This window comes from Pseudarthrobacter sp. NPDC059871 (assembly GCF_042731175.1).
GTDB lineage: Bacteria > Actinomycetota > Actinomycetes > Actinomycetales > Micrococcaceae > Arthrobacter.
Genome location: NZ_JBHWJV010000010.1, coordinates 14,550 through 35,191 on the forward strand (window position 1 = coordinate 14,550; position 20,642 = coordinate 35,191).

Here is a 20,642-nt window from a genome sequence, read left to right on the forward strand (position 1 = left end):
GCATGGCCACGAACGTTTTTGTTGGATCGATTGTCATCAGCGGGCCCAAAAGGGCGTGGCAGTCCAGACAACCAACAAGCAACACTACGCCATTTGGCAGCGAAAGTTAAATCCAGCCATGCTAGCGCATCTGCCCGTCGTACGCACCATAGTGGCCCGCCGGGGTACTGACCGGTTCCGCGCTTGCCACACCGTCCAGGATGGCCAGGCGTACGACGTCGGCTGCCGCAGTTTGCAGGGTCACAAGGCTCAGCTGCCGGGCGGCTTCGTCCGAGCGGTCCAGGGCCGCGGCTCCGGTTGCGAGGCAAAACACCGTGTCCCCGTCGGCCAGTGTGTGCGAAGGATTAAGGGCCCGCGCGATCCCGGCATGGGACGCGGCAGCTGTCCGCTTGCATTCCGCCACATCGAGCAGGGCGTTGGTGGCGACCACGATGAGGGTGGTGTTGAGCGGGGCGCCGTGGCTGGATTCCGACCCGCCATCCGAAGCCCTCGGCGTGCTCGTCGTGCCAAACGGGAGCCCGAGGGCGTTGACTATGGCCAGTGCCCCGACCACCACGCCGTTCTCCAGCGTGACCGAAGCCGCGCCCACGCCGCCCTTGAACTGTCCCCTGCCGATGAGTGCTCCGGTGCCGGCTCCAACATTGCCGCGTTCGACGCCGTGCCCTTCCGGCTGTGCCGCAGCGGCCACCGCCGCCGCGTAGCCCATGTCCGGCGTCGGACGCGCCGAAAAGTCGCCTCCCCTGCCCAGGTCGAAGATCGCGGCGGCCGGGACGATGGGCACCACTCCCCCGGGAACGGCGAAGCCGCAGCCATCCTCCTCGCACCAGCGCTGCGCCCCGGCAGCGGAAGCCAGGCCGTAGGCGCTGCCTCCGGTCAGCACCACCGCATCCACCTGCCGGACCAGGGTGGTGGGGTCCAGGGCGTCGGTCTCGTGGGTGGCCGGGCCGCCGCCCTGGACATCCACCGACCCCACCGTCCCGCGCGGCGGCAGGACCACCGTCACTCCCGTCAGCCAGCCTTCACCGACTTTCTGGACATGGCCTACCCGGATACCGGGCACATCCGTCAAAGATCCCATGAGCCCAATTCTGCCCCTTCACCTGCGCAAACAGTATGGAAACGGCAACGGAAGGCTCGGCCAACAGTTCGTGCCCGAGCCGCTTTTCGGGCTTCCCGCCGATGGCCGTGTGGTGGAGTGAGAGTCGACTTCCTGACCGTGCGCCTGCTTCCAGGCACCCCATTCCAGAAGAGACCCATGACTACTTCCCTCGCCGGGTCCAGGACCGACCTGCCCGCCGAACCGCCGGCCGGCCTTTCCGGCTCCGTTCCCCGCCGCCGCTGGTCCGCCAGGTCCCGCCGGGACTTCTTCGTCTTCCTGGCCCTCGCGCTCCCCAACCTGCTGCTGATCGGCACTTTCACGTACCTGCCGCTGATCAATAACATCTACTACTCCACGCTGAACTGGACGCTGGGCTCTGCGTCCGCCACCGTCGTCGGCCTGGAGAACTACCTGACGTTCTTCACCAGCGCGGACGCCGGAAAGGTGCTCGGCACCACTGCGCTCTTCACCGCCACTACCGTGGGCGGCTCGATGGTCCTGGGGCTGCTGGTGGCCTTGGCCCTGAACAGCAAGGTGCGCGGCACCACGTTCGCCCGGGCCGCCGTCTTCGCCCCGTACGTGCTCTCCGGCGTGGGCGTGGGCCTCGTGTGGCTGTTTATTTTCGACCCCGGCTACGGCGTCCTCTCCTGGATCCTCCGCGGGCTGGGCCAGCAGAGCCCGCAGTGGATCAACGATCCCCAGCTCTCCCTGGCCATGGTGATCCTCGTCTACGTGTGGAAGAACCTGGGCTATTGCGCCGTGGTGTTCCTCGCGGGGCTGCAGTCGCTGCCCAAGGACGTCCTGGAGGCGGCTTCACTGGACGGCGCCGGGCGCTTCCGGTGCTTTGCCAGCATCTCCATTCCCCTGCTGTCCCCCACCACGTTCTTCCTGCTCATCACCACCATGCTGAGCTCGCTCCAGGCATTCGACCTCATCCGCATCATGACGCCGCTGGGCTCCGGCACCAGCACGCTGATCTACGAGGCCTACCTGCAGGCGTTTGGCGCCTACAACCGCGCCGGCTACTCGGCAGCGATCTCCGTGGTGCTTTTCGTGATCCTCCTGGTCATCACCGTGCTGCAGCTCCGCTTTGTCGAAAAGAAAGTGCACTATTCATGACCGCGCCCACGGCACCTGCCGCCGGCGAGACACGCCAGGCGCACGACGGCGGCACCCCGCCCCGTGCGCGTGCCTTCAGCCGGCAAAACCTCGCCGCCACACTGCTCACCGGATACCTGCCGCTCGCAGCCGCAGTCCTGGTGGTGTTCCTCCCACTGCTGTGGATGGCCCTCAGCTCGTTCAAGCAGCCCGGGGAGATCGTCACCCTGGACCTCAAGGTCTTGCCCGAAGGCCTCAACCTGGACAACTACGCGGTAGCCATGACCACCGTCCCTTTCGGACAGTTCTTCCTCAACAGCACGGTGGTCACCGTGGTGGGCTCCAGCATCAAGGTACTACTCGCCATTCTTACGGCCTACGCGTTGGTGTTCGTCCGGTTTCCGTTCAAGAAGCTGATTTTCGTGCTCATCCTGGTGGCCCTTATGGTTCCCGCGCAGGTGTCCATCCTGCCCAACTACATCCTGATCGCCGGGATGGGCGGGAAGAACACCCTGTGGGGTATCATCCTTCCCGGCCTCGGCACCGCGTTCGGGACTTTCCTGCTGCGCCAGCACTTCCTCACACTGCCCGCGTCCATCCTCGAGGCGGCCGAGATCGACGGCGCCGGCCACTGGCGGCGGCTGTGGCAGGTGGTGGCCCCGGTGTCCCTGCCCTCGATTGCCACAGTGGCCCTGGTGACTGTGGTCAGTGAGTGGAATGAATACATCTGGCCGCTGATCATCACCGACAAGCCCGAAAGCATGACCCTGCCCGTGGGCCTCACCCTGCTGCAGAACTCCGAAGGCAACGGCGCGGGCTGGGGCATCATGATGGCCGGCGCCGTGCTGGTCATCCTGCCCATCCTCGTGGTTTTCGCCATGCTGCAGCGCTACATCGTCGCCGGCCTGACGCAGGGCAGCGTCACCGGCTGACCCTGCCGGCCATCCGGCGTCGGCCCCTGCTCTTTCCTCCTCCGCATCAAGCCGGCTGATGGGCTGCGCCCGCAGCACCCACCCGGCACCACAGAAAGGCACCACCTTGGCACTCAACATCTTCACCTCCCCGGTGGACCGGCGGCTCTTCCTCTCCCTGGCCGGTGCCGGGGCAGGCGCCGCCGCCCTCACCGCCTGCGGCGGCCCCTCCACCTCGACGGGCTCCGAACCGACTACCGCGGCACTTGACTTCGACGGCGTGAAGCCCGCCGCGTCATTCGACTTCTGGTCCAACCACCCCGGCAAGTCGCAGGACGTCGAGAAAAGCATCATCGCGAAGTTCCAGGCCAAGCACCCGGACATCAAGGTCAACCTGGTCACTGCCGGCGCGAACTATGAAGAGATTGCCCAGAAGTTCCAGACCGCGCAGGCCGCCAAGTCGGGCCTCCCCGCGCTGGTGGTCCTCTCCGACGTGTGGTGGTTCCGCTACTACCTGAACGAAAGCATCATCCCGCTGGACGCCCTCATCAAGCAGTTGGACGTCAAGCTGGACGATTTCCGCACATCATTGGTGGACGACTACAAGTACGACGGCCAGCAGTGGGCGCTCCCATACGGCCGTTCCACCCCGCTGTTCTACTACAACAAGGACCACTTCGCCGCTGCCGGGCTTCCGGACCGTGCGCCCGCCACCTGGCAGGAATTCGCCGAGTGGGCGCCGAAGCTCAAGGCAGCCACCGGAGCCCAGTACGCGTTCATGCATCCCGCACTTGCCGGATACGCGGGCTGGACGCTGCAGAACAACTTGTGGGGAGAAGGCGGCGGCTGGTCCAAGGACTGGGACATCGCGTGCGACTCACCCGAATCCGTGGCGGCGCTCCAGGCGGTGCAGGACTCCGTTTACAAGGACAGCTGGGCCGGGGTCTCCTCGAAGGAGTCCGCTGACGACTTCGCCGCGGGGCTGGCTTCGGCCACCCTGTCCTCCACGGGTTCGCTCATCGGCATCCTGAAATCTGCCTCCTTCAATGTGGGCGTCGGTTTCCTGCCAGGCGGTTCCAAGGCCAAGAGCGGGGTCTGCCCCACCGGCGGGGCCGGCCTGGGCATCCCCAGCGGCGTAACCCGCGAAGAACAGCTCGCTGCTGCGATGTTCCTCCAGTTCGTCACTGAGCCCGAGAACACCGCAGAGTTCTCCGCCGCCACCGGCTACATGCCCACGCGAACATCAGCGGACATGACTGCGGTGCTGGCCAAGACGCCGCAGATCAAGACCGCCATGGACCAGCTCTCCGTCACCCGCGTCCAGGACAACGCCCGTGCGTTCCTGCCCGGCGCGGACCAGGAGATGGCCAAGGCAGCCGCGAAGATCCTCACCCAGCAGGCCGATGTCAAAGCCACCATGACAGAGCTGAAGTCCACCCTTGAGGGCCTGTACACCAAGGACGTCAAGCCCAAGCTGAAGGCATAGCGCTTCGGCTCATCGGGAGCAGGGCAAGGCCGTTGCTTACGCTATCGATTTTCGATAGTATTCCATTGTTATTCGATATAGGAGATGCAATGGGAAAAATGACGGTCCTTGCCCTGCGTGTGGTCATCACTGCAGTCCTGGCAGGTTCACTGTTCGTTCAGGTGCGGATGGTGCCGCTGTTGTCCACCGATTTGCGGGAGGCCGGTGCCCCTGACGCCGCGCGTGCGGCCTTCCTGGTGATTGTTGTGCTGGGCATTGCCTGCGTGCAGATCACAGCGGTGTGTGTCTGGCGGCTGCTGACCATGGTGCGCCGCGGGACGGTTTTTTCGCAGGGGGCGTTCCGGTACGTTGACGTGATCTTCGGTGCCATCTCCGCCGCCTCCGCACTGGTCTTCGGGCTGGCAGTCCTGCTGGCACCGGGGGACGTTGCGCCCGGCGTCGTCCTTCTGGTCTGCGGTGCGGCCCTGCTGGTGGCCGGCGTGGCACTCATCGTGCTGGTGCTGCGGACGCTGCTGGCCCGGGCGGTGGCACGGGATGCCGAGGCCGCATACCTGCGCACCGAGCTCGACGAGGTCATTTGATGCCTATCATCGTGGACATCGACGTTGTCCTGGCCAAACGCAAGATGTCGGTAGGGACCCTGGCCGAACGTGTGGGCATCACGCCAGCCAACCTGGCAGTACTCAAGAACGGCCGGGCAAAGGCAGTCCGGTTCACCACCCTGGAAGCGCTCTGCGAGGTCCTGGAGTGCCAGCCGGGCGACCTGCTCCGGTGGGAACCGGACGTTCCCCCAACTGAGTAGCAGTGAGTGCCGTTTTGAGGCGTCAAAACGGCACTTACTGCTACTTGGATGGGCTACGGAATCGGCACCGGGGTGACGCCGAGCGGCACGAGGTGCTCCGCACCGCCGTCGGGCGCTGAAAGCACCCAGATCCCCTTCTCGTGGACGGCCACCGAGTGCTCCCACTGGCAGGAGCGCTTGCCGTCCGTGGTCACAACGGTCCAGTCATCCTCGAGCACGGCGGTCTCGATGCCGCCGCGCACCAGCATGGGTTCGATGGCAAGGCACAGGCCCGGCTTGATCTTGGGCCCGCGGTGGTTGGTGCGGTAGTTCAGCACATCCGGCGCCATGTGCATCTCGGAGCCGATGCCGTGCCCCACGTAGTCCTCCAGGATGCCCAACGGCTTGCCGGGCACGGACGAAACGTAGTCATCGATGGCGGCGCCGATGTCCCCCACGTGGGTTCCGGAAGCCAGCGCCGCGATCCCGCGCCACATCGCTGCCTGCGTGACGTCGGAGAGGCGCTGGTCCTCGGGGTCTGCGGTGCCCACGATGACGGTCCGCGCCGAATCCGAGTGCCACCCGTTGACGATCGCGCCGCCGTCGATGGAGATGATGTCGCCGTCCTGCAGGACCCTGCCGCCGGGGATGCCGTGCACCACTTCGTCGTTCACAGACGTGCAGATGGTGGCCGGGAAACCGTGGTAGCCGAGGAAGTTGGACTTCGCGCCCGCTTCGCTGAGGACCGCTGCGAAGACGTCATCCAGGTGCTTGGTGGTCACGCCGGGGGCGGCCGCAGCCACGGCGGCGTCCAGTGCCCGGCTCAGGACGAGGCCTGCCTCGTGCATGGTGCGCATCTGGGCGTTGTTCTTGAATTCGATGCGGGGCTGGCCGAAGGCCATGGTGTGTCCTTTCAAATGGCTGAGGCTCCTCCCGGGGTGCCGGGAGGAGCCTCAAATAACCAGTGGCCTGGAATCAGGCCGCCTGTGCGGCCTTGATGGCCTGCATGACGCGGTCGGTCACTTCATCGATGGGGCCGATGCCGTCCACCTGGGTGAGGATGCCGCGCTCGGCGTACTTCGCCACCACGGCTTCGGTCTGCTCGTGGTAGAGGTCAAGGCGGTGGCGGATGACGGCTTCGTTGTCGTCGCTCCGGCCCGTTTCCTTGGCCCGGCCCAGGAGGCGGTGCACCAGTTCCTCATCGTCCGCGGTGAGCTGCAGGACGACGTCGAGCTTTTCCTCGTTCTTGGCGAGGATCTCGTCAAGGTAGTCCACCTGGGCGGTGGTGCGGGGGTAGCCGTCCAGCAGGAAGCCGGATTCGACGTCGGACTCGCTGAGGCGATCGCGGACCATCTTGTTGGTCACGCTGTCCGGAACGAAGTCCCCGTTGTCCATGTACTTCTTGGCCTCGATGCCAAGCGGCGTTTCGCCTTTCACATTGGCACGGAAGATGTCGCCGGTGGAGATTGCCACAACGCCGAGGCGCTCCGAAATCCGCTCCGCCTGCGTTCCTTTTCCGGAACCGGGAGGTCCAATAATCAGCATTCTCGTCATCGCAAAAGCCCTTCGTAGTGACGTTGTTGTAGCTGCGCATCAATCTGCTTAACGGTCTCCAACCCAACGCCCACCATGATCAGGATCGAGGTGCCACCGAACGGGAAGTTCTGGTTCGCGTTGATCAGTACCAGTGCCACCAGCGGGATCAGTGCCACAAAACCCAGGTAGAGGGCGCCGGGCAGCGTGATCCGTGAGAGCACGTACTGCAGGTAGTCCGCGGTCGGTTTACCGGCGCGGATACCGGGAATGAAGCCGCCGTACTTCTTCATGTTGTCCGACACTTCTTCAGGGTTGAAGGTGATGGCTACGTAGAAGTAGGTAAAGAACACGATCAGGGCGAAGTAGAGCGCCATGTAGATCGGGTGGTCGCCGCGGGTCAGGTTGTTGTTGATCCATTCAACCCAAGGCTGGAGCTGCTCGCCCTGCTTCGGCTGGTTGAACTGTGAGATCAGGCCGGGCAGGTAAAGCATGGAGGAAGCGAAGATCACCGGGATAACGCCGGCCATGTTCACTTTGATGGGGATGTAGGTGCTGGTTCCACCAACGGTCCGGCGTCCGATCATCCGCTTGGCGTACTGCACGGGGACACGGCGCTGGGACTGTTCAACGAACACCACCAGGGCAACGGTCAGGAGTCCGATCAGCAGCACGATGAAGAACGTTCCGGGGCCCTGTGAGGTCCAGATGGCGCCCAGGGAGGTGGGGAACTGCGCAGCGATCGACGTGAAGATCAGCAGGGACATGCCGTTGCCGACGCCCTTCTCCGTGACGAGCTCGCCCATCCACATGATCAGGCCGGTGCCGGCCGTGAGCGTGATGATGATCAGGATGGTGGTGATGATGCTTTCATCCGGGATGATCGGCAGCGCACACCCGGGCAGGAGCTGGCCGGAGCGGGCCAGGGACACCAGGGTGGTGGCGTTGAGGAGGCCCAGGGCGATGGTGAGGTACCGGGTGTACTGGGTCAGCTTGGACTGGCCCGAAGCGCCCTCTTCGTACAGCTCCTGGAACCGGGGAATGACCACCCGGAGCAGCTGCACGATAATGCTGGCCGTAATGTACGGCATGATGCCGAGGGCGAAAATGGACACCTGCAGCAGAGCACCGCCGCTGAACAGGTTCACGAGCTGGTACAGCCCACCTGCTGTCTGTCCGTTCTGCAAGCATTGCTGGACATTCTGGTAGTTCACACCAGGCGAGGGAATGAAGGCACCCAAGCGGAAGATGGTGATGATTCCCAGCGTGAACAACAACTTGCGTCGCAGATCAGGCGTGCGAAAGGCCCGGCCAAATGCGCTAAGCAAGCGTCCTCCTGTGGTGTGAAGAAGAGTGGTGTGATGGGGATCTATGAATCCCAACAACCGAGTCTAACGGTTGTATGCGCCATGCGAACAATCCGGGGCAGCGCAACTGCGCCGGAAGGCACCGCAAATGCGCCTAATGGAGCGGTTGGGCGCATGAAAAAACTCCCGGCGACCAGGGCTGGGGCCCCGGTCACCGGGAGTTCAACTACGGGCTCGCGCCCCACCGTCCCTAGAGGGCGGTGGTGCTTCCGCCTGCAGCAGCAATCTTTTCTGCGGCGCTGGCCGAGAATGCGTGGACCGTGACGTCAACCTTGACGGTGATGTCGCCGGTGCCCAGCACCTTGACGGGCTGGTTCTTGCGAACGGCGCCCTTTTCGACCAGGTTCTCCACGGTGACTGCGCCACCTTCGGGGAACAGCTCGTTGAGCTTGTCCAGGTTTACAACCTGGAACTCAACGCGGAACGGGTTCTTGAAGCCGCGCAGCTTGGGCAGGCGCATGTGCAGCGGCAGCTGGCCGCCGGCAAAGCCAGCCTTTACCTGGTAGCGGGCCTTCGTACCCTTGGTACCGCGACCGGCGGTCTTACCCTTGGATGCCTCGCCACGACCCACACGGGTCTTGGCGGTCTTGGCACCCTGGGCGGGACGCAGGTGGTGAACCTTCAGGGCGTTCTGCTTCTCAGCAGCCTGACCCTGTTCAGCAGTCTTCTCTGCCATTTACTTCGCCTCCTCAACGTTCACGAGGTGCGGAACCGTGTTGAGCATGCCCACGGTCACGGCGTCGGCGGTACGGACAACGCTGTGTCCGATGCGCTTCAGGCCGAGGGACCGCAGGGTCTCGCGCTGGTTCTGCTTGACGCCAATGACGCCCTTGATCTGGGTGATTTCCAACTTTGCGTCGGAGGGAACCAGGTTCTTAGCCATGACTACACACCTGCCTTCGGAGCCAGGAGAGCCTTCACCAGTGCCGCAGGAGCAACTTCGTCCAGCGGCAGGCCGCGGCGTGCTGCCACAGCTGCCGGCTCTTCGAGGCGCTTCAGGGCATCAACGGTCGCGTGAACGATGTTGATGGCGTTGGAGGAACCGAGCGACTTGGAGAGGATGTCGTGGATGCCCACGCACTCCAGTACTGCACGGACCGGGCCACCGGCGATAACACCGGTACCGGCGGAAGCCGGACGCAGCATAACGACGCCTGCAGCAGCTTCACCCTGCACGCGGTGCGGGATGGTGTTGCCAACGCGCGGAACGCGGAAGAAGGACTTCTTGGCTTCTTCAACGCCCTTGGCGATAGCTGCGGGAACTTCCTTGGCCTTGCCGTAGCCGACGCCAACCATGCCGTTACCGTCACCAACGACGACGAGTGCGGTGAAGCTGAAGCGACGACCACCCTTGACGACCTTGGAAACGCGGTTGATGGTGACAACGCGCTCTACGAACTGGTTCTTTTCGGCGTCACGGCCGCCATCGCGGCCGCCACGGCCACCGCGGTCGCCACGGCCCTGGCCACGGTCGCCACGCTCACCGCGACGGGCGCCACCACGGCGATCGTCGGTGGCGGGGGCAGTGGTCTCAGCAGCTGCGGCCTCGGGTGCCTTCTGATCTGCAGACACAGTGTCCTTTTCGTTGTTTGCTTCGGTCACAGTGACAGCCCACCTTCGCGAGCACCGTCAGCGACGGCTGCAATGCGGCCGTGGTACTTGTTACCACCACGGTCGAACACAACAGCCTCGACGCCGGCAGCCTTGGCACGTTCGGCAACGAGCTCGCCAACGCGCTTGGCCTTGGCAGTCTTGTCACCGTCGAATGCACGGAGGTCGGCTTCCAGGGTGGACGCGCTTGCTACGGTCTGGCCAATGGTGTCATCGACAACCTGGACAAATACGTGGCGTGCGGAGCGGTTGACCACCAAGCGGGGGCGGACAGCCGTACCGGAAATGCGCTTGCGGATACGAAGCTGGCGACGGCTGCGACCAGCAGCCTTGCTCTTGTTCGTACGCTTCTTGTTAATGGCGATGGCCATGGTTACTTACCAGCCTTTCCGACCTTGCGGCGGATGACTTCGCCGGCGTAACGGATGCCCTTGCCCTTGTACGGGTCAGGCTTCCGCAGCTTGCGAATGTTGGCAGCAACCTCGCCGACCTGCTGCTTATTGATGCCTGAGACAGAGAGCTTGGTCGGACCCTCTACTGCAAAGGTGATGCCGTCCGGAGCCGAAACGTTGACCGGGTGGCTGTAGCCGAGGGCAAACTCAAGGTCAGAGCCCTTGGCCTGCACGCGGTAACCGGTGCCAACGATTTCGAGCTTCTTCTCGTAGCCTGCGGTGACACCCTGGATCATGTTGGCGATCAGGGTGCGGGTCAGGCCGTGGAGTGAACGGGAGGCGCGCTCGTCGTTCGGGCGGCTGACGGTCAGGGTGGTGTCGTCAAGTGCAACCTCGATCGGGCTGGCCACAGTGTGGCTCAGCTCGCCCTTGGAACCCTTAACGCTGACGACAGAGCCGTCAACCTTGACCTCAACGCCGGCAGGAACGGTGATGGGGAGACGTCCAATACGTGACATTATTCTCTTCCTTTCCCGTTACCAGACGTAGGCGAGGACTTCGCCGCCCACGCCCTTCTTGCCGGCCTGCTTATCAGTCAGGAGCCCGGAAGAGGTGGACAGGATTGCGATACCCAGGCCACCCAGCACGTGCGGCAGGTTGGTGGACTTCGCGTAAACGCGGAGACCCGGCTTGGAGATGCGGCGGACGCCAGCGATGGAACGCTCGCGGTTCGGACCGAACTTCAGGTCGAGAGTCAGCTTCTTGCCAACCTCAGCGTCTTCTTCCTTCCAGCCGGCGATGAAACCTTCGGCCTTGAGGATGTCAGCAACGCGTGCCTTCAGCTTGCTGTAAGGCATAGACACGGAGTCGTGGTATGCCGAGTTTGCGTTACGCAGGCGCGTAAGCATGTCTGCGACAGGATCTGTCATTGTCATTTGGGCTCTTGCCCTTCCTCGTAACGGTTTCCGCCGCGTGCTTCAGGAAGCTGTGCGGCCGGACCTTTTACGTAGCTAATTAAGCTTCGGTCTTGAACGGGAAACCAAGCGCCTTGAGCAGCGCGCGGCCTTCGTCATCGGTCTTGGCGGTGGTAACGACCGTGATATCCATACCGCGAACGCGGTCGATCTTGTCCTGGTCGATTTCGTGGAACATAACCTGCTCGGTCAGACCGAAGGTGTAGTTGCCGTTGCCGTCGAACTGCTTGCCACTGAGGCCGCGGAAGTCGCGGATACGGGGCAGAGCCAGCGAAACGAGGCGGTCCACGAATTCCCACATACGGTCGCCACGCAGGGTTGCGTGTGCACCGATGGGCATGCCTTCGCGCAGCTTGAACTGTGCGATCGACTTGCGGGCCTTGGTAACCTGCGGCTTCTGGCCGGTGATTTGGGTGAGGTCGCGGACAGCGCCGTCGATCAGCTTGGAGTCCTTGGCGGCATCTCCAACACCCATGTTCACAACAACCTTCACCAGGCGGGGTACCTGGTTCACGTTCTCGTACTTGAATTCATCCTGGAGCGTTGCCTTGATGGATTCGGCGTACTTGGTCTTCAGACGAGGAACGATCTTCGTTGCCGGAGTCTCGAGAGTCTCAGTCATTAGATGTCCTTCCCGGAGCTCTTGGACACGCGGATACGGACGGTCTTCTTGACACCGTTCTTCTCCACAGTGTCGAGGCGGAAGCCCACACGGGTCGGCTTCTTGGTCGACGGGTCAACCAGGGCCACGTTGGAAATGTGGATCGGGGCCTCTACGACCTCGATGCCGCCGGTCTTGGTGCCGCGCTGCGACTGTCCAACACGGGTGTGCTTGGTGACGCGGTTGATACCCTCAACCAGCACGCGGTTGGTGTCGGTGAAGACGCGCAGAACCTTGCCCTGCTTGCCGCGGTCGCCGCCGCGCTCAGCCTTGGCGCCAGTGATGACCTGAACCAGGTCACCCTTCTTGATCTTTGCAGCCATGGACTAGAGCACCTCCGGAGCCAGAGAAACGATCTTCATGAACTTCTTGTCACGGAGTTCACGACCAACCGGTCCGAAGATACGGGTACCGCGGGGGTCACCGTCGTTCTTCAGGATCACAGCTGCGTTCTCGTCAAACTTGATGTAGGAACCATCCGCACGGCGGCGTTCCTTCTTGGTACGGACGATGACTGCCTTGACAACATCGCCCTTCTTTACGTTGCCGCCCGGGATTGCATCCTTGACGGTGGCGACGATGACGTCACCGATGCCTGCGTAGCGACGTCCGGATCCACCGAGAACGCGAATGGTAAGGATTTCCTTAGCACCCGTGTTGTCGGCGACCTTGAGTCGCGACTCCTGCTGAATCACTATTTACTCCTTGCGTCGCGCCGGTTCTCAGGCCGTGGTCTTGCTACGGAATGAGCCTTGCGGAACGGTTGATCGGGGTGTCTCTTGACCCGCCTGGATTTTGCCAGACCAGGCCTAAACGCCTGTGCCAGAAGCAGTTGCTCCCATCCGGTCCGGGACGGATCCCGGGCGCACAGGGGCACTGTGCTGTGGCACGCTTGTTTACGAGGTTGACGACGGCGCGCAGAAGGCGCCATACAAACTCAATATCCTAGCATGCTTTTCGCCAGTTCCCATATCACCACGAAGCACCGCCCCGCAAGCAGGGCAGGACGTACGACGACGTCACGCAGGGCAGCCGTTCGCCCCACCCAGGGTGCCGCTCCCCACGCGGCCGGGCCGCCGCCGTCGTGATCCCCCACCTCAACGCGCGCTCACTCGTGGCGGCTATGGGACCAACGCCCGCTCACTCTCTTTAAGGGAGTGAGCGGGCGTCTGGTGGGAAGCCACCACAAGTGAGCGGGCGTCTCGTGGGAAGCCACCACAAGTGAGCGGGCGTGCACGCAGCGAAGGTTAAAACGAGGAAGCCCCCGCTCCCGGAAAGGGAACAGGGGCTTCCAGCCAGCAGCAGGTGCTACTTGGCCTTTTCGAGGATTTCCACGAGCCGCCAGTTCTTGGTGGCGGACAGCGGACGGGTCTCGGCGATGACAACGAGGTCGCCGATGCCGGCGGTGTTCTCTTCGTCGTGTGCCTTGACCTTGGAGGTGCGGCGGATGACCTTGCCGTACAGTGCGTGCTTCACGCGGTCTTCAACCTCGACGACGATGGTCTTTTCCATCTTGTCGGAGACCACGTAGCCGCGACGGGTCTTGCGGTAACCGCGCTGCTCAGCCGTGGCTGCAGTAGCAGATTCGGTCACGTTCTGGTCCTTTTCACTCACTTGGCGTCCTCCTCGGACTCAGCCGTTTCAGCCTTCTCGGCCTTCTTGGTTGCAGCCTTCTTGGACTTCTTTTCTTCCTTGGCTTCCACAACCGGTGCGGCAACCTCGGCACGAATGCCCAGCTCGCGTTCGCGAAGAACGGTGTAGATGCGTGCAATGTCCTTCTTTACTGCACGCAGGCGGCCGTGGTTCTCCAGCTGACCGGTGGCGGACTGGAAACGCAGGTTGAACAGCTCTTCCTTAGCCTTACGGAGTTCTTCTACGAGACGCTCGTTGTCGAAACCGTCCAGCTGCGCGGGAGCCAGATCCTTGGATCCTACTGCCATTTCTACTCACCACCTTCGCGACGCACAATGCGTGCCTTCAACGGCAGCTTGTGGATTGCCAGGCGCAGGGCCTCGCGAGCTACCTCTTCATTGACACCGGAGAGTTCGAAAAGAACCCGTCCCGGCTTGACGTTGGCGACCCACCATTCCGGCGAACCCTTACCGGAACCCATGCGGGTTTCGGCAGGCTTCTTGGTCAGGGGACGGTCCGGGTAGATGTTGATCCAGACCTTACCGCCACGCTTGATGTGGCGGGTCATCGCAATACGGGCAGATTCGATCTGACGGTTGGTGACGTATGCCGGGCTCAGAGCCTGGATACCCCACTCGCCGAACGAGACCTCGGTGCCGCCCGTAGCAGCGCCGGAACGACCCGGGTGGTGCTGCTTACGGTGCTTGACTCGACGTGGGATAAGCATTTAAGCCTGTCCTCCTTCTGCTGCTGCAGGTGCAGCCTCAACTGCCGGAGCCTCTGCAGCAGGAGCTGCGTCAGCGGCCGGGCGGTCGTTGCGACGACGGCGGTCACCACGGTCAGCGCCACCCGGGCGTCCGCCACGGTCGGAGCGGGGTCCGCGGGACGGTGCCGAAGCAGCCTGTGCGGCCAGTTCCTTGGCGGTGACGTCGCCCTTGTAGATCCAGACCTTCACGCCGATGCGGCCGAAGGTGGTCTTGGCTTCGTAGAAGCCGTAGTCGATGTTCGCACGGAGGGTGTGCAGGGGCACACGGCCTTCGCGGTAGAACTCCGAGCGGGACATTTCAGCGCCACCCAGGCGGCCCGAGCAAGCGATACGGATACCCTTGGCACCGGCACGCTGTGCGGACTGCATGGCCTTCTTCATCGCGCGGCGGAAAGCCACACGTGAGGTCAGCTGCTCTGCAACACCCTGGGCAACCAGCTGTGCTTCCATCTCGGGGTTCTTGACCTCGAGGATGTTCAGCTGGACCTGCTTGCCGGTGAGCTTTTCGAGCTCGCCGCGGATGCGGTCTGCTTCTGCTCCACGGCGGCCGATGACGATACCCGGGCGGGCCGTGTGGATGTCCACGCGGACACGGTCACGGGTGCGCTCGATTTCGACCTTGGCGATGCCGGCGCGCTCCATGCCCGTGGACATGAGCTGGCGGATGCGGATGTCTTCGCGAACGAAGTCCTTGTACCGCTGTCCGGCCTTGGTGCTGTCAGCGAACCAGTGCGATACGTGATCGGTGGTGATGCCGAGTCGGAACCCGTGCGGGTTTACTTTCTGTCCCACTTAGCGAGCCTCCTCTTTCTCCGGGGTAGCGACTACCACGGTGATGTGGCTGGTGCGCTTCTTGATCTGAAATGCACGACCCTGGGCACGCGGCTGGAACCGCTTCATGGTCGGGCCTTCATCAACAAACGCTTCGCTGATGATGAGGTCGCCTTCGTCAAACGCAACGCCGTCGCGGTCCGCGAGGACCCGGGCGTTGGAGATTGCCGACTGAACTACCTTGAATACCGGCTCCGAAGCTGCCTGGGGGGCAAACTTCAGAATTGCCAGAGCCTCATTCGCTTGCAAACCACGAACAAGGTTGACGACGCGCCGGGCCTTCATAGGCGTTACGCGGATGTGGCGCGCAATTGCCTTGGCTTCCATTGCTTTCCTTCTCTCGTCTTTGACGTAAGTGCAGGCGCCTAGCGGCGCTTGCCCTTACGGTCGTCCTTGACATGGCCGCGGAATGTCCGCGTGGGAGCGAATTCGCCGAGCTTGTGCCCGACCATCGACTCGGTGACAAACACCGGAATGTGCTTGCGTCCGTCGTGTACGGCGATCGTGTGTCCGAGCATGTCGGGGATGATCATCGAACGGCGGGACCAGGTCTTGATGACGTTCTTGGTGCCCTTTTCGTTTTCCCTGGCTACCTTCACAAAGAGGTGCTGGTCAACGAAAGGACCTTTTTTCAGGCTGCGTGGCATGTGTCCAGGCTCCTATCGCTTGTTCTTGCCAGTACGACGGCGACGAACAATAAGCTTGTCGCTCTCTTTGTTGGGGCGGCGCGTGCGGCCTTCACGCTGACCGTTCGGGTTGACGGGGTTACGTCCACCGGACGTCTTACCCTCGCCACCACCGTGCGGGTGGTCAACCGGGTTCATGGCTACACCACGGACGGTCGGGCGGACGCCCTTCCAGCGCATGCGGCCAGCCTTACCCCAGTTGATGTTCGACTGCTCGGCGTTGCCGACCTCGCCGACGGTTGCGCGGCAGCGCACGTCAACGTTGCGGATTTCGCCGGAGGGCAGTCGCAGCTGGGCGAAACGGCCTTCCCTGGCAACGAGCTGGATGGATGCACCGGCGGAGCGGCCCATCTTGGCACCGCCGCCCGGACGCAGCTCCACTGCGTGCACAACGGTACCCACGGGGATGTTGCGCAGCGGCAGGTTGTTACCCGGCTTGATGTCAGCGTTGGGGCCGGCCTCTACGAAGTCGCCCTGGGACAGCTTGTTCGGGGCGATGATGTAACGCTTGGTGCCATCAACGTAGTGCAGGAGGGCGATGCGAGCCGTACGGTTCGGATCGTACTCAATTTCAGCAACGCGGGCGTCAACGCCGTCCTTGTCGTGGCGACGGAAGTCGATCAGACGGTACTGGCGCTTGTGTCCGCCACCCTTGTGACGGGTGGTGATCTTACCGGTGTTGTTACGGCCGCCCTTTTTGGGCAGCGGACGTACCAACGACTTTTCCGGCGTCGACCGCGTGATTTCGGTGAAGTCCGCTACGCTCGAGCCACGACGGCCCGGGGTAGTCGGCTTGTATTTACGGATTCCCATAATTTATTTCCTCGTTAAAGTGGTCTCCGCTACGCGAGCGGACCGCCGAAGATGTCGATGGTGCCTTCTTTGAGGCTCACAATTGCACGCTTGGTGCTCTTGCGGGTACCCCATCCGAATTTGGTGCGCTTGCGCTTACCGGCACGGTTGATGGTGTTGATCGATTCGACCTTGACGGAGAAAATCTTCTCCACGGCCAGCTTGATCTCAGCCTTGTTCGAGCGGGGGTCCACCAGGAAGGTGTACTTGCCCTCGTCGATCAGGCCATAGCTCTTTTCCGACACGACGGGTGCAAGCACGACGTCGCGGGGATCCTTGATGGTGGCTGCACTCACTTGGCATCCTCCTCGTTCTTAGCTGCCTTAGCGGCAACGAATGCTTCGTAAGCAGCCTTGGTGAAGACAACGTCATCAGAGACGAGAACGTCGTAGGTGTTCAGCTGGTCTGCGTACAGAACGTGGACACCGGTGAGGTTGCGCACGGACAGTGCAGCAACATCGTTGGCGCGCTCGATGACGACCAGCAGGTTCTTGCGGTCGGAAACGCCGCGCAGCGTTGCCAGTGCGGTCTTGGCGGAGGGCTTGGTGCCTTCAACCAGGTCAGCGACAACGTGGATGCGACCGTTGCGGGCCCGGTCAGACAGTGCGCCGCGCAGTGCAGCAGCAATCATCTTCTTGGGGGTCCGCTGGCTGTAGTCACGCGGGGTGGGACCGTGGACAACGCCACCGCCGGTCATGTGCGGAGCACGGATCGAACCCTGACGGGCGCGGCCGGTGCCCTTCTGCTTGAACGGCTTGCGTCCTGCACCGGAAACTTCAGCGCGGGTCTTGGTCTTGTGGGTACCCTGGCGAGCAGCAGCGAGCTGGGCAACGACAACCTGGTGCAGCAGCGGCACGTTGGTCTGGACGTCGAAGATCTCGGCAGGCAGGTCAACCTGGACAGTGTTAGCCATTGAACTAGGCTCCCTTCACGGCGGTACGTACGAAGACGACCTGGCCGCGGGCGCCGGGGACGGCACCCTTGATCAGGAGCAGCGACTTCTCGGCGTCAACCGCGTGGACCGTGAGGTTCAGCGTGGTGTGACGCACGGCGCCCATGCGGCCGGCCATTTTCATGCCCTTGAAGACGCGGCTCGGGGTGGATGCGCCACCGATTGAACCGGGCTTACGGTGGTTCTTGTGGGCACCGTGGGAAGCTCCAACACCGTGGAAGCCGTGACGCTTCATAACACCGGCGAAGCCCTTACCCTTGGTGGTGCCGATGACGTCGATCTTCTGGCCGGCAGCGAAGAGCTCAACGGACAGCTCCTGGCCCAGCTCGTACTCGGCAGCATCTGCGGTACGGAGTTCGACGACGTGGCGGCGAGGCGTGACGCCTGCCTTTTCAAAGTGACCAGCCAGCGGCTTGGTGACCTTGCGGGGATCGATCTGGCCGTAGCCGATCTGAACGGCGACGTAGCCATCTACCTCTGCGTTGCGCAGCTGGGTGATGACGTTCGAGTCTGCCTGGACCACAGTGACGGGGATGAGCTTGTTGTTCTCGTCCCAGACCTGGGTCATGCCGAGCTTCGTGCCCAGCAGGCCCTTTACGTTACGGGTTGCGGTCATAGTTTCTCAGCACCTCCCTACAGCTTGATTTCGATGTTCACGTCGGCCGGCAGGTCGAGGCGCATGAGCGAGTCGACAGCCTTGGGCGTGGGATCGATGATGTCGATAAGACGCTTGTGCGTGCGCATTTCAAAGTGCTCGCGGCTGTCTTTGTACTTGTGCGGAGAGCGGATAACGCAGTAAACGTTCTTCTCCGTGGGCAGCGGCACGGGGCCAACTACCGTTGCGCCTGCGCGCGTGACCGTCTCAACGATCTTCCGTGCTGAAACGTCAATGACCTCGTGGTCGTATGACTTCAGCCGGATGCGGATTTTTTGTCCCGCCATGTCGCCTGACTCTCTTTCAGTCTGTGCTTCCCCGGGTTAGGGCTGCCCTGTTCACTTACCTGTTGTATGGCTGCCGAAGCAATTGAGGTCGTAACCACCATCCGCCGCACAAACTGAATCCGGATGAATCCGGGTTCCTCACCTTGCCGGCGCAACCGACCCCCGCGGTCGGGCGTGTCGCGCTCTACACGCAAACAAATCCGCATTTTCCATTGGGGTGGGTTATGTTTGGGCTCCCACTTGGACCCTGACACCCGGCATTATCCGGATCGGGACACGAAGAAGCGCTTGAACAACTCATCTAGTATGCCGGATATCTGCGGCATAAGCCAATCGCCCCCATCGGCCGCGGTGCAGCGCCTGGCGGGCACTCTTCCGTGCTGTTGCAGTCCCACCCATTGCCCCGGCCGCCCGGCGAATGGATGATGGGGACATGACGCTGGAGAGCACCGAATCCGTCACTGAACTGGCCAGCCGCATGCCGCCGTCGTTCACCCTTGGCGTAGCGGCGGCGGCCTTCCAGATCGAGGGCGCACTGGCCGACGGCGGCCGCGGCCCCTCAGGGTGGGACGCCTTTGCCCAAAAGCCCGGAGCCATCGTTGACGGCCACTCCCCCGCCATCGCATGCGACCACTACAACCGGCTGCCCGAGGACGTCGCGCTCCTCAAGGAGCTCGGCGTCGACTCATACCGGTTCTCCCTCGCCTGGCCCCGCATCCAACCCGATGGCCGCGGAAAGCTCAACCCCGAGGGGCTCGACTTCTACGACCGGCTGATCGACCAGCTGCTGGAAGCCGGCATCGCCCCCATGGCCACCCTGTATCACTGGGACACCCCGCTGCCGCTGGAACACCGCGGCGGCTGGCTCAACAGGGAAACCGCGGAACGCTTTGGCGAGTACGCAGCTGCCGCCGGCCAACGGTACGGCGACCGCGTCTCACAGTGGGTCACGCTCAACGAGCCGGTCTCCGTGACGCTCAACGGCTACGCCCTGGGCGTCCATGCCCCCGGCAGGGCACTGATGTTCGATGCGCTCCCCTCCATCCACCACCAGCTACTGGCTCACGGGCTGGGCGTTCAGGCACTCCGCGCGGCAGGCGTCCGGGGCGGAATCGGAGTCACCAACCTGCACGCCCCCATCCGGCCGGCATCCCGCAAAATTGGGGACCGTGTGGTGGCGCACCTGTACGACCTGTTGATGAACAGGATCTATGCAGACCCGGTGCTGCTGGGCCGCTACCCCAACCTTCCGGTGTATGCCCGGCCGTGGCTGCGCTCGATCGGGCGGATCTCCGATTCCGACCTGCGCACCATCCACCAGCCACTCGATTTCTACGGGCTGAACTACTACTTCCCGGTCAAGGTGGCCTTGGGGCGGGGCGTCACCGCCATTCCCGCTGACATGCACAAGGCCGTTGCACGGCTGCCCTTCCACGAGGTGGGTTACCCGGAGTTCAGCAACACGGGCTTCGGCTGGCCTGTGGCCCCCGGGCACCTGGGTGTCCTGCTGCAGGAAATGAGGGACCGGTACGGTGCTGCCCTCCCGCCGGTCTACATCACGGAAGGCGGTGCCAGTTTTCCCGAACCGGACACAGTATCCGGAACCCTTCAGGACGGTGAGCGCGTCAGCTATCTGGCCTCCCACCTGGCAGCCGCGCTGGAAGCGACGGCCCCCGGCGGGATCGCCTCGGGAGTGGACCTGCGTGGCTACTTCGTCTGGACACTCATGGACAATTTCGAGTGGGCCGCCGGGTACTCACAGCGGTTCGGCCTGGTTCACGTTGACTTCAGCAACCAGGAGCGTACGCCAAAGCAATCGTTCTACTGGTATCAGGCTCTCTCCAGGGCCCGCACGGGGCAGCCCGCCGGGTAGGCAGCCGCGGCGATGGCAGAGTCATGCCGCGGTGCGGGGCGCCTTCCAGTGCCGGTTACTGATTCTTGTTGGCCCTGTTGATCCGCTTTGCCCGGTCGATCTCGTGGCGGAAGTGATTCTTCGCCCAGAAGACTCCGGCCACCACGGCAGCGGCAACGATCAGGAAAATAAGCCATCCCATGATGAGCTCCTCTC

General features: G+C 63.1%; 31 protein-coding genes. 6 read left to right on the forward strand and 25 right to left on the reverse strand.

Going from position 1 to position 20,642, the window contains the following annotated elements:
- Window positions 1–121: 121 nt before the first annotated feature.
- Window positions 122–1,078 carry a P1 family peptidase gene (locus ACFV4R_RS14000; RefSeq protein WP_377203031.1) on the reverse strand — a complete coding sequence of 319 codons (957 nt, stop codon included), beginning with the start codon at window positions 1,076–1,078 and terminating at the stop codon, window positions 122–124.
- A gap of 177 nt (window positions 1,079–1,255) precedes the next feature.
- Here ACFV4R_RS14000 and ACFV4R_RS14005 point away from each other — a divergent pair, with 177 nt between their 5' ends.
- The 5 genes from ACFV4R_RS14005 (at window position 1,256) to ACFV4R_RS14025 (ending at window position 5,396) form a co-directional block, all read left to right on the forward strand.
- On the forward strand, window positions 1,256–2,218 hold the full coding sequence (locus ACFV4R_RS14005) for a carbohydrate ABC transporter permease (RefSeq protein WP_377203032.1): 963 nt from the start codon (window positions 1,256–1,258) through the stop codon (window positions 2,216–2,218).
- Window positions 2,215–3,129, forward strand: coding sequence for a carbohydrate ABC transporter permease (locus tag ACFV4R_RS14010; RefSeq protein WP_377203033.1), 915 nt, complete (start codon window positions 2,215–2,217; stop codon window positions 3,127–3,129). Before ACFV4R_RS14005 ends, ACFV4R_RS14010 begins: the two co-directional genes overlap by 4 nt.
- 106 nt (window positions 3,130–3,235) lie before the next feature.
- The gene (locus tag ACFV4R_RS14015; RefSeq protein WP_377203034.1) at window positions 3,236–4,594 is read left to right on the forward strand and encodes an ABC transporter substrate-binding protein; all 1,359 of its coding nucleotides are present in this window, start codon (window positions 3,236–3,238) and stop codon (window positions 4,592–4,594) included.
- Window positions 4,595–4,683: 89 nt separating this feature from the next.
- Entirely contained in the window at window positions 4,684–5,175 is a 492-nt protein-coding gene (locus ACFV4R_RS14020; RefSeq protein WP_377203035.1) for a DUF2975 domain-containing protein, read from the forward strand.
- Window positions 5,175–5,396: a helix-turn-helix domain-containing protein gene (locus ACFV4R_RS14025; RefSeq protein WP_377203036.1), complete on the forward strand. Its 222-nt coding sequence runs from the start codon at window positions 5,175–5,177 to the stop codon at window positions 5,394–5,396. The genes ACFV4R_RS14020 and ACFV4R_RS14025 overlap by 1 nt, the downstream gene beginning before the upstream one ends.
- Window positions 5,397–5,449: 53 nt before the next feature.
- Here ACFV4R_RS14025 and map read toward each other — a convergent pair whose 3' ends face one another.
- The 23 genes from map to rpsJ form a co-directional block, all read right to left on the reverse strand.
- Window positions 5,450–6,277 carry a type I methionyl aminopeptidase gene (gene map / locus ACFV4R_RS14030; protein WP_377203037.1) on the reverse strand — a complete coding sequence of 276 codons (828 nt, stop codon included), beginning with the start codon at window positions 6,275–6,277 and terminating at the stop codon, window positions 5,450–5,452.
- 73 nt (window positions 6,278–6,350) lie between these two features.
- Complete coding sequence (locus ACFV4R_RS14035; RefSeq protein ID WP_171908938.1) at window positions 6,351–6,920, reverse strand: adenylate kinase; 570 nt, start codon at window positions 6,918–6,920, stop codon at window positions 6,351–6,353.
- A 5-nt stretch (window positions 6,921–6,925) separates the two neighbouring features.
- On the reverse strand, window positions 6,926–8,236 hold the full coding sequence (gene secY, locus ACFV4R_RS14040) for a preprotein translocase subunit SecY (RefSeq protein WP_377203038.1): 1,311 nt from the start codon (window positions 8,234–8,236) through the stop codon (window positions 6,926–6,928).
- Window positions 8,237–8,465: 229 nt separating this feature from the next.
- A complete protein-coding gene (gene rplO, locus ACFV4R_RS14045; protein WP_015937838.1) occupies window positions 8,466–8,951 on the reverse strand; it encodes a 50S ribosomal protein L15 in 486 nt (161 codons plus the stop codon).
- A complete protein-coding gene (gene rpmD, locus ACFV4R_RS14050; RefSeq protein WP_091721973.1) occupies window positions 8,952–9,158 on the reverse strand; it encodes a 50S ribosomal protein L30 in 207 nt (68 codons plus the stop codon).
- 2 nt (window positions 9,159–9,160) lie between these two features.
- The gene (gene rpsE, locus ACFV4R_RS14055) at window positions 9,161–9,877 is read right to left on the reverse strand and encodes a 30S ribosomal protein S5 (protein ID WP_015937840.1); all 717 of its coding nucleotides are present in this window, start codon (window positions 9,875–9,877) and stop codon (window positions 9,161–9,163) included.
- The gene (rplR, locus tag ACFV4R_RS14060; protein WP_015937841.1) at window positions 9,874–10,257 is read right to left on the reverse strand and encodes a 50S ribosomal protein L18; all 384 of its coding nucleotides are present in this window, start codon (window positions 10,255–10,257) and stop codon (window positions 9,874–9,876) included. The genes rpsE and rplR overlap by 4 nt, the downstream gene beginning before the upstream one ends.
- Before the next feature lie 2 nt (window positions 10,258–10,259).
- A complete protein-coding gene (rplF, locus tag ACFV4R_RS14065; protein WP_056075367.1) occupies window positions 10,260–10,796 on the reverse strand; it encodes a 50S ribosomal protein L6 in 537 nt (178 codons plus the stop codon).
- 18 nt (window positions 10,797–10,814) lie between these two features.
- The gene (gene rpsH / locus ACFV4R_RS14070) at window positions 10,815–11,213 is read right to left on the reverse strand and encodes a 30S ribosomal protein S8 (RefSeq protein ID WP_015937843.1); all 399 of its coding nucleotides are present in this window, start codon (window positions 11,211–11,213) and stop codon (window positions 10,815–10,817) included.
- A 79-nt stretch (window positions 11,214–11,292) separates the two neighbouring features.
- A complete protein-coding gene (gene rplE, locus ACFV4R_RS14075) occupies window positions 11,293–11,874 on the reverse strand; it encodes a 50S ribosomal protein L5 (protein WP_015937844.1) in 582 nt (193 codons plus the stop codon).
- Entirely contained in the window at window positions 11,874–12,236 is a 363-nt protein-coding gene (gene rplX, locus ACFV4R_RS14080; RefSeq protein ID WP_015937845.1) for a 50S ribosomal protein L24, read from the reverse strand. The genes rplE and rplX overlap by 1 nt, the downstream gene beginning before the upstream one ends.
- 3 nt (window positions 12,237–12,239) lie before the next feature.
- The gene (rplN, locus tag ACFV4R_RS14085) at window positions 12,240–12,608 is read right to left on the reverse strand and encodes a 50S ribosomal protein L14 (protein WP_003803789.1); all 369 of its coding nucleotides are present in this window, start codon (window positions 12,606–12,608) and stop codon (window positions 12,240–12,242) included.
- Window positions 12,609–13,221: 613 nt separating this feature from the next.
- Complete coding sequence (gene rpsQ / locus ACFV4R_RS14090; RefSeq protein WP_015937846.1) at window positions 13,222–13,527, reverse strand: 30S ribosomal protein S17; 306 nt, start codon at window positions 13,525–13,527, stop codon at window positions 13,222–13,224.
- Window positions 13,524–13,853: a 50S ribosomal protein L29 gene (gene rpmC, locus ACFV4R_RS14095; RefSeq protein ID WP_015937847.1), complete on the reverse strand. Its 330-nt coding sequence runs from the start codon at window positions 13,851–13,853 to the stop codon at window positions 13,524–13,526. Before rpmC ends, rpsQ begins: the two co-directional genes overlap by 4 nt.
- Window positions 13,854–13,855: 2 nt before the next feature.
- Window positions 13,856–14,272, reverse strand: a complete 417-nt coding sequence (gene rplP, locus ACFV4R_RS14100) for a 50S ribosomal protein L16 (RefSeq protein ID WP_015937848.1) — start codon at window positions 14,270–14,272, stop codon at window positions 13,856–13,858.
- The gene (rpsC, locus tag ACFV4R_RS14105; RefSeq protein WP_056075369.1) at window positions 14,273–15,103 is read right to left on the reverse strand and encodes a 30S ribosomal protein S3; all 831 of its coding nucleotides are present in this window, start codon (window positions 15,101–15,103) and stop codon (window positions 14,273–14,275) included.
- A complete protein-coding gene (gene rplV, locus ACFV4R_RS14110) occupies window positions 15,104–15,469 on the reverse strand; it encodes a 50S ribosomal protein L22 (protein WP_009358304.1) in 366 nt (121 codons plus the stop codon). It abuts the gene before it with no gap.
- Window positions 15,470–15,507: 38 nt separating this feature from the next.
- On the reverse strand, window positions 15,508–15,789 hold the full coding sequence (rpsS, locus tag ACFV4R_RS14115) for a 30S ribosomal protein S19 (protein ID WP_003803803.1): 282 nt from the start codon (window positions 15,787–15,789) through the stop codon (window positions 15,508–15,510).
- A 12-nt stretch (window positions 15,790–15,801) separates the two neighbouring features.
- Window positions 15,802–16,641: a 50S ribosomal protein L2 gene (gene rplB, locus ACFV4R_RS14120; RefSeq protein WP_015937850.1), complete on the reverse strand. Its 840-nt coding sequence runs from the start codon at window positions 16,639–16,641 to the stop codon at window positions 15,802–15,804.
- Window positions 16,642–16,670: 29 nt separating this feature from the next.
- Window positions 16,671–16,976: a 50S ribosomal protein L23 gene (rplW, locus tag ACFV4R_RS14125; protein ID WP_056075372.1), complete on the reverse strand. Its 306-nt coding sequence runs from the start codon at window positions 16,974–16,976 to the stop codon at window positions 16,671–16,673.
- Window positions 16,973–17,593, reverse strand: coding sequence for a 50S ribosomal protein L4 (rplD, locus tag ACFV4R_RS14130; protein WP_056075375.1), 621 nt, complete (start codon window positions 17,591–17,593; stop codon window positions 16,973–16,975). The genes rplW and rplD overlap by 4 nt, the downstream gene beginning before the upstream one ends.
- A gap of 4 nt (window positions 17,594–17,597) precedes the next feature.
- On the reverse strand, window positions 17,598–18,248 hold the full coding sequence (gene rplC / locus ACFV4R_RS14135; protein ID WP_015937852.1) for a 50S ribosomal protein L3: 651 nt from the start codon (window positions 18,246–18,248) through the stop codon (window positions 17,598–17,600).
- A 17-nt stretch (window positions 18,249–18,265) separates the two neighbouring features.
- A complete protein-coding gene (gene rpsJ / locus ACFV4R_RS14140; RefSeq protein ID WP_003803825.1) occupies window positions 18,266–18,574 on the reverse strand; it encodes a 30S ribosomal protein S10 in 309 nt (102 codons plus the stop codon).
- A 433-nt stretch (window positions 18,575–19,007) separates the two neighbouring features.
- On the opposite strand from rpsJ, the gene ACFV4R_RS14145 reads away from it, so the two are divergent.
- Window positions 19,008–20,447, forward strand: a complete 1,440-nt coding sequence (locus ACFV4R_RS14145) for a GH1 family beta-glucosidase (protein WP_377203039.1) — start codon at window positions 19,008–19,010, stop codon at window positions 20,445–20,447.
- A gap of 55 nt (window positions 20,448–20,502) precedes the next feature.
- Here ACFV4R_RS14145 and ACFV4R_RS14150 read toward each other — a convergent pair whose 3' ends face one another.
- Complete coding sequence (locus tag ACFV4R_RS14150) at window positions 20,503–20,628, reverse strand: hypothetical protein (protein ID WP_377203040.1); 126 nt, start codon at window positions 20,626–20,628, stop codon at window positions 20,503–20,505.
- Window positions 20,629–20,642 lie beyond the last annotated feature (14 nt).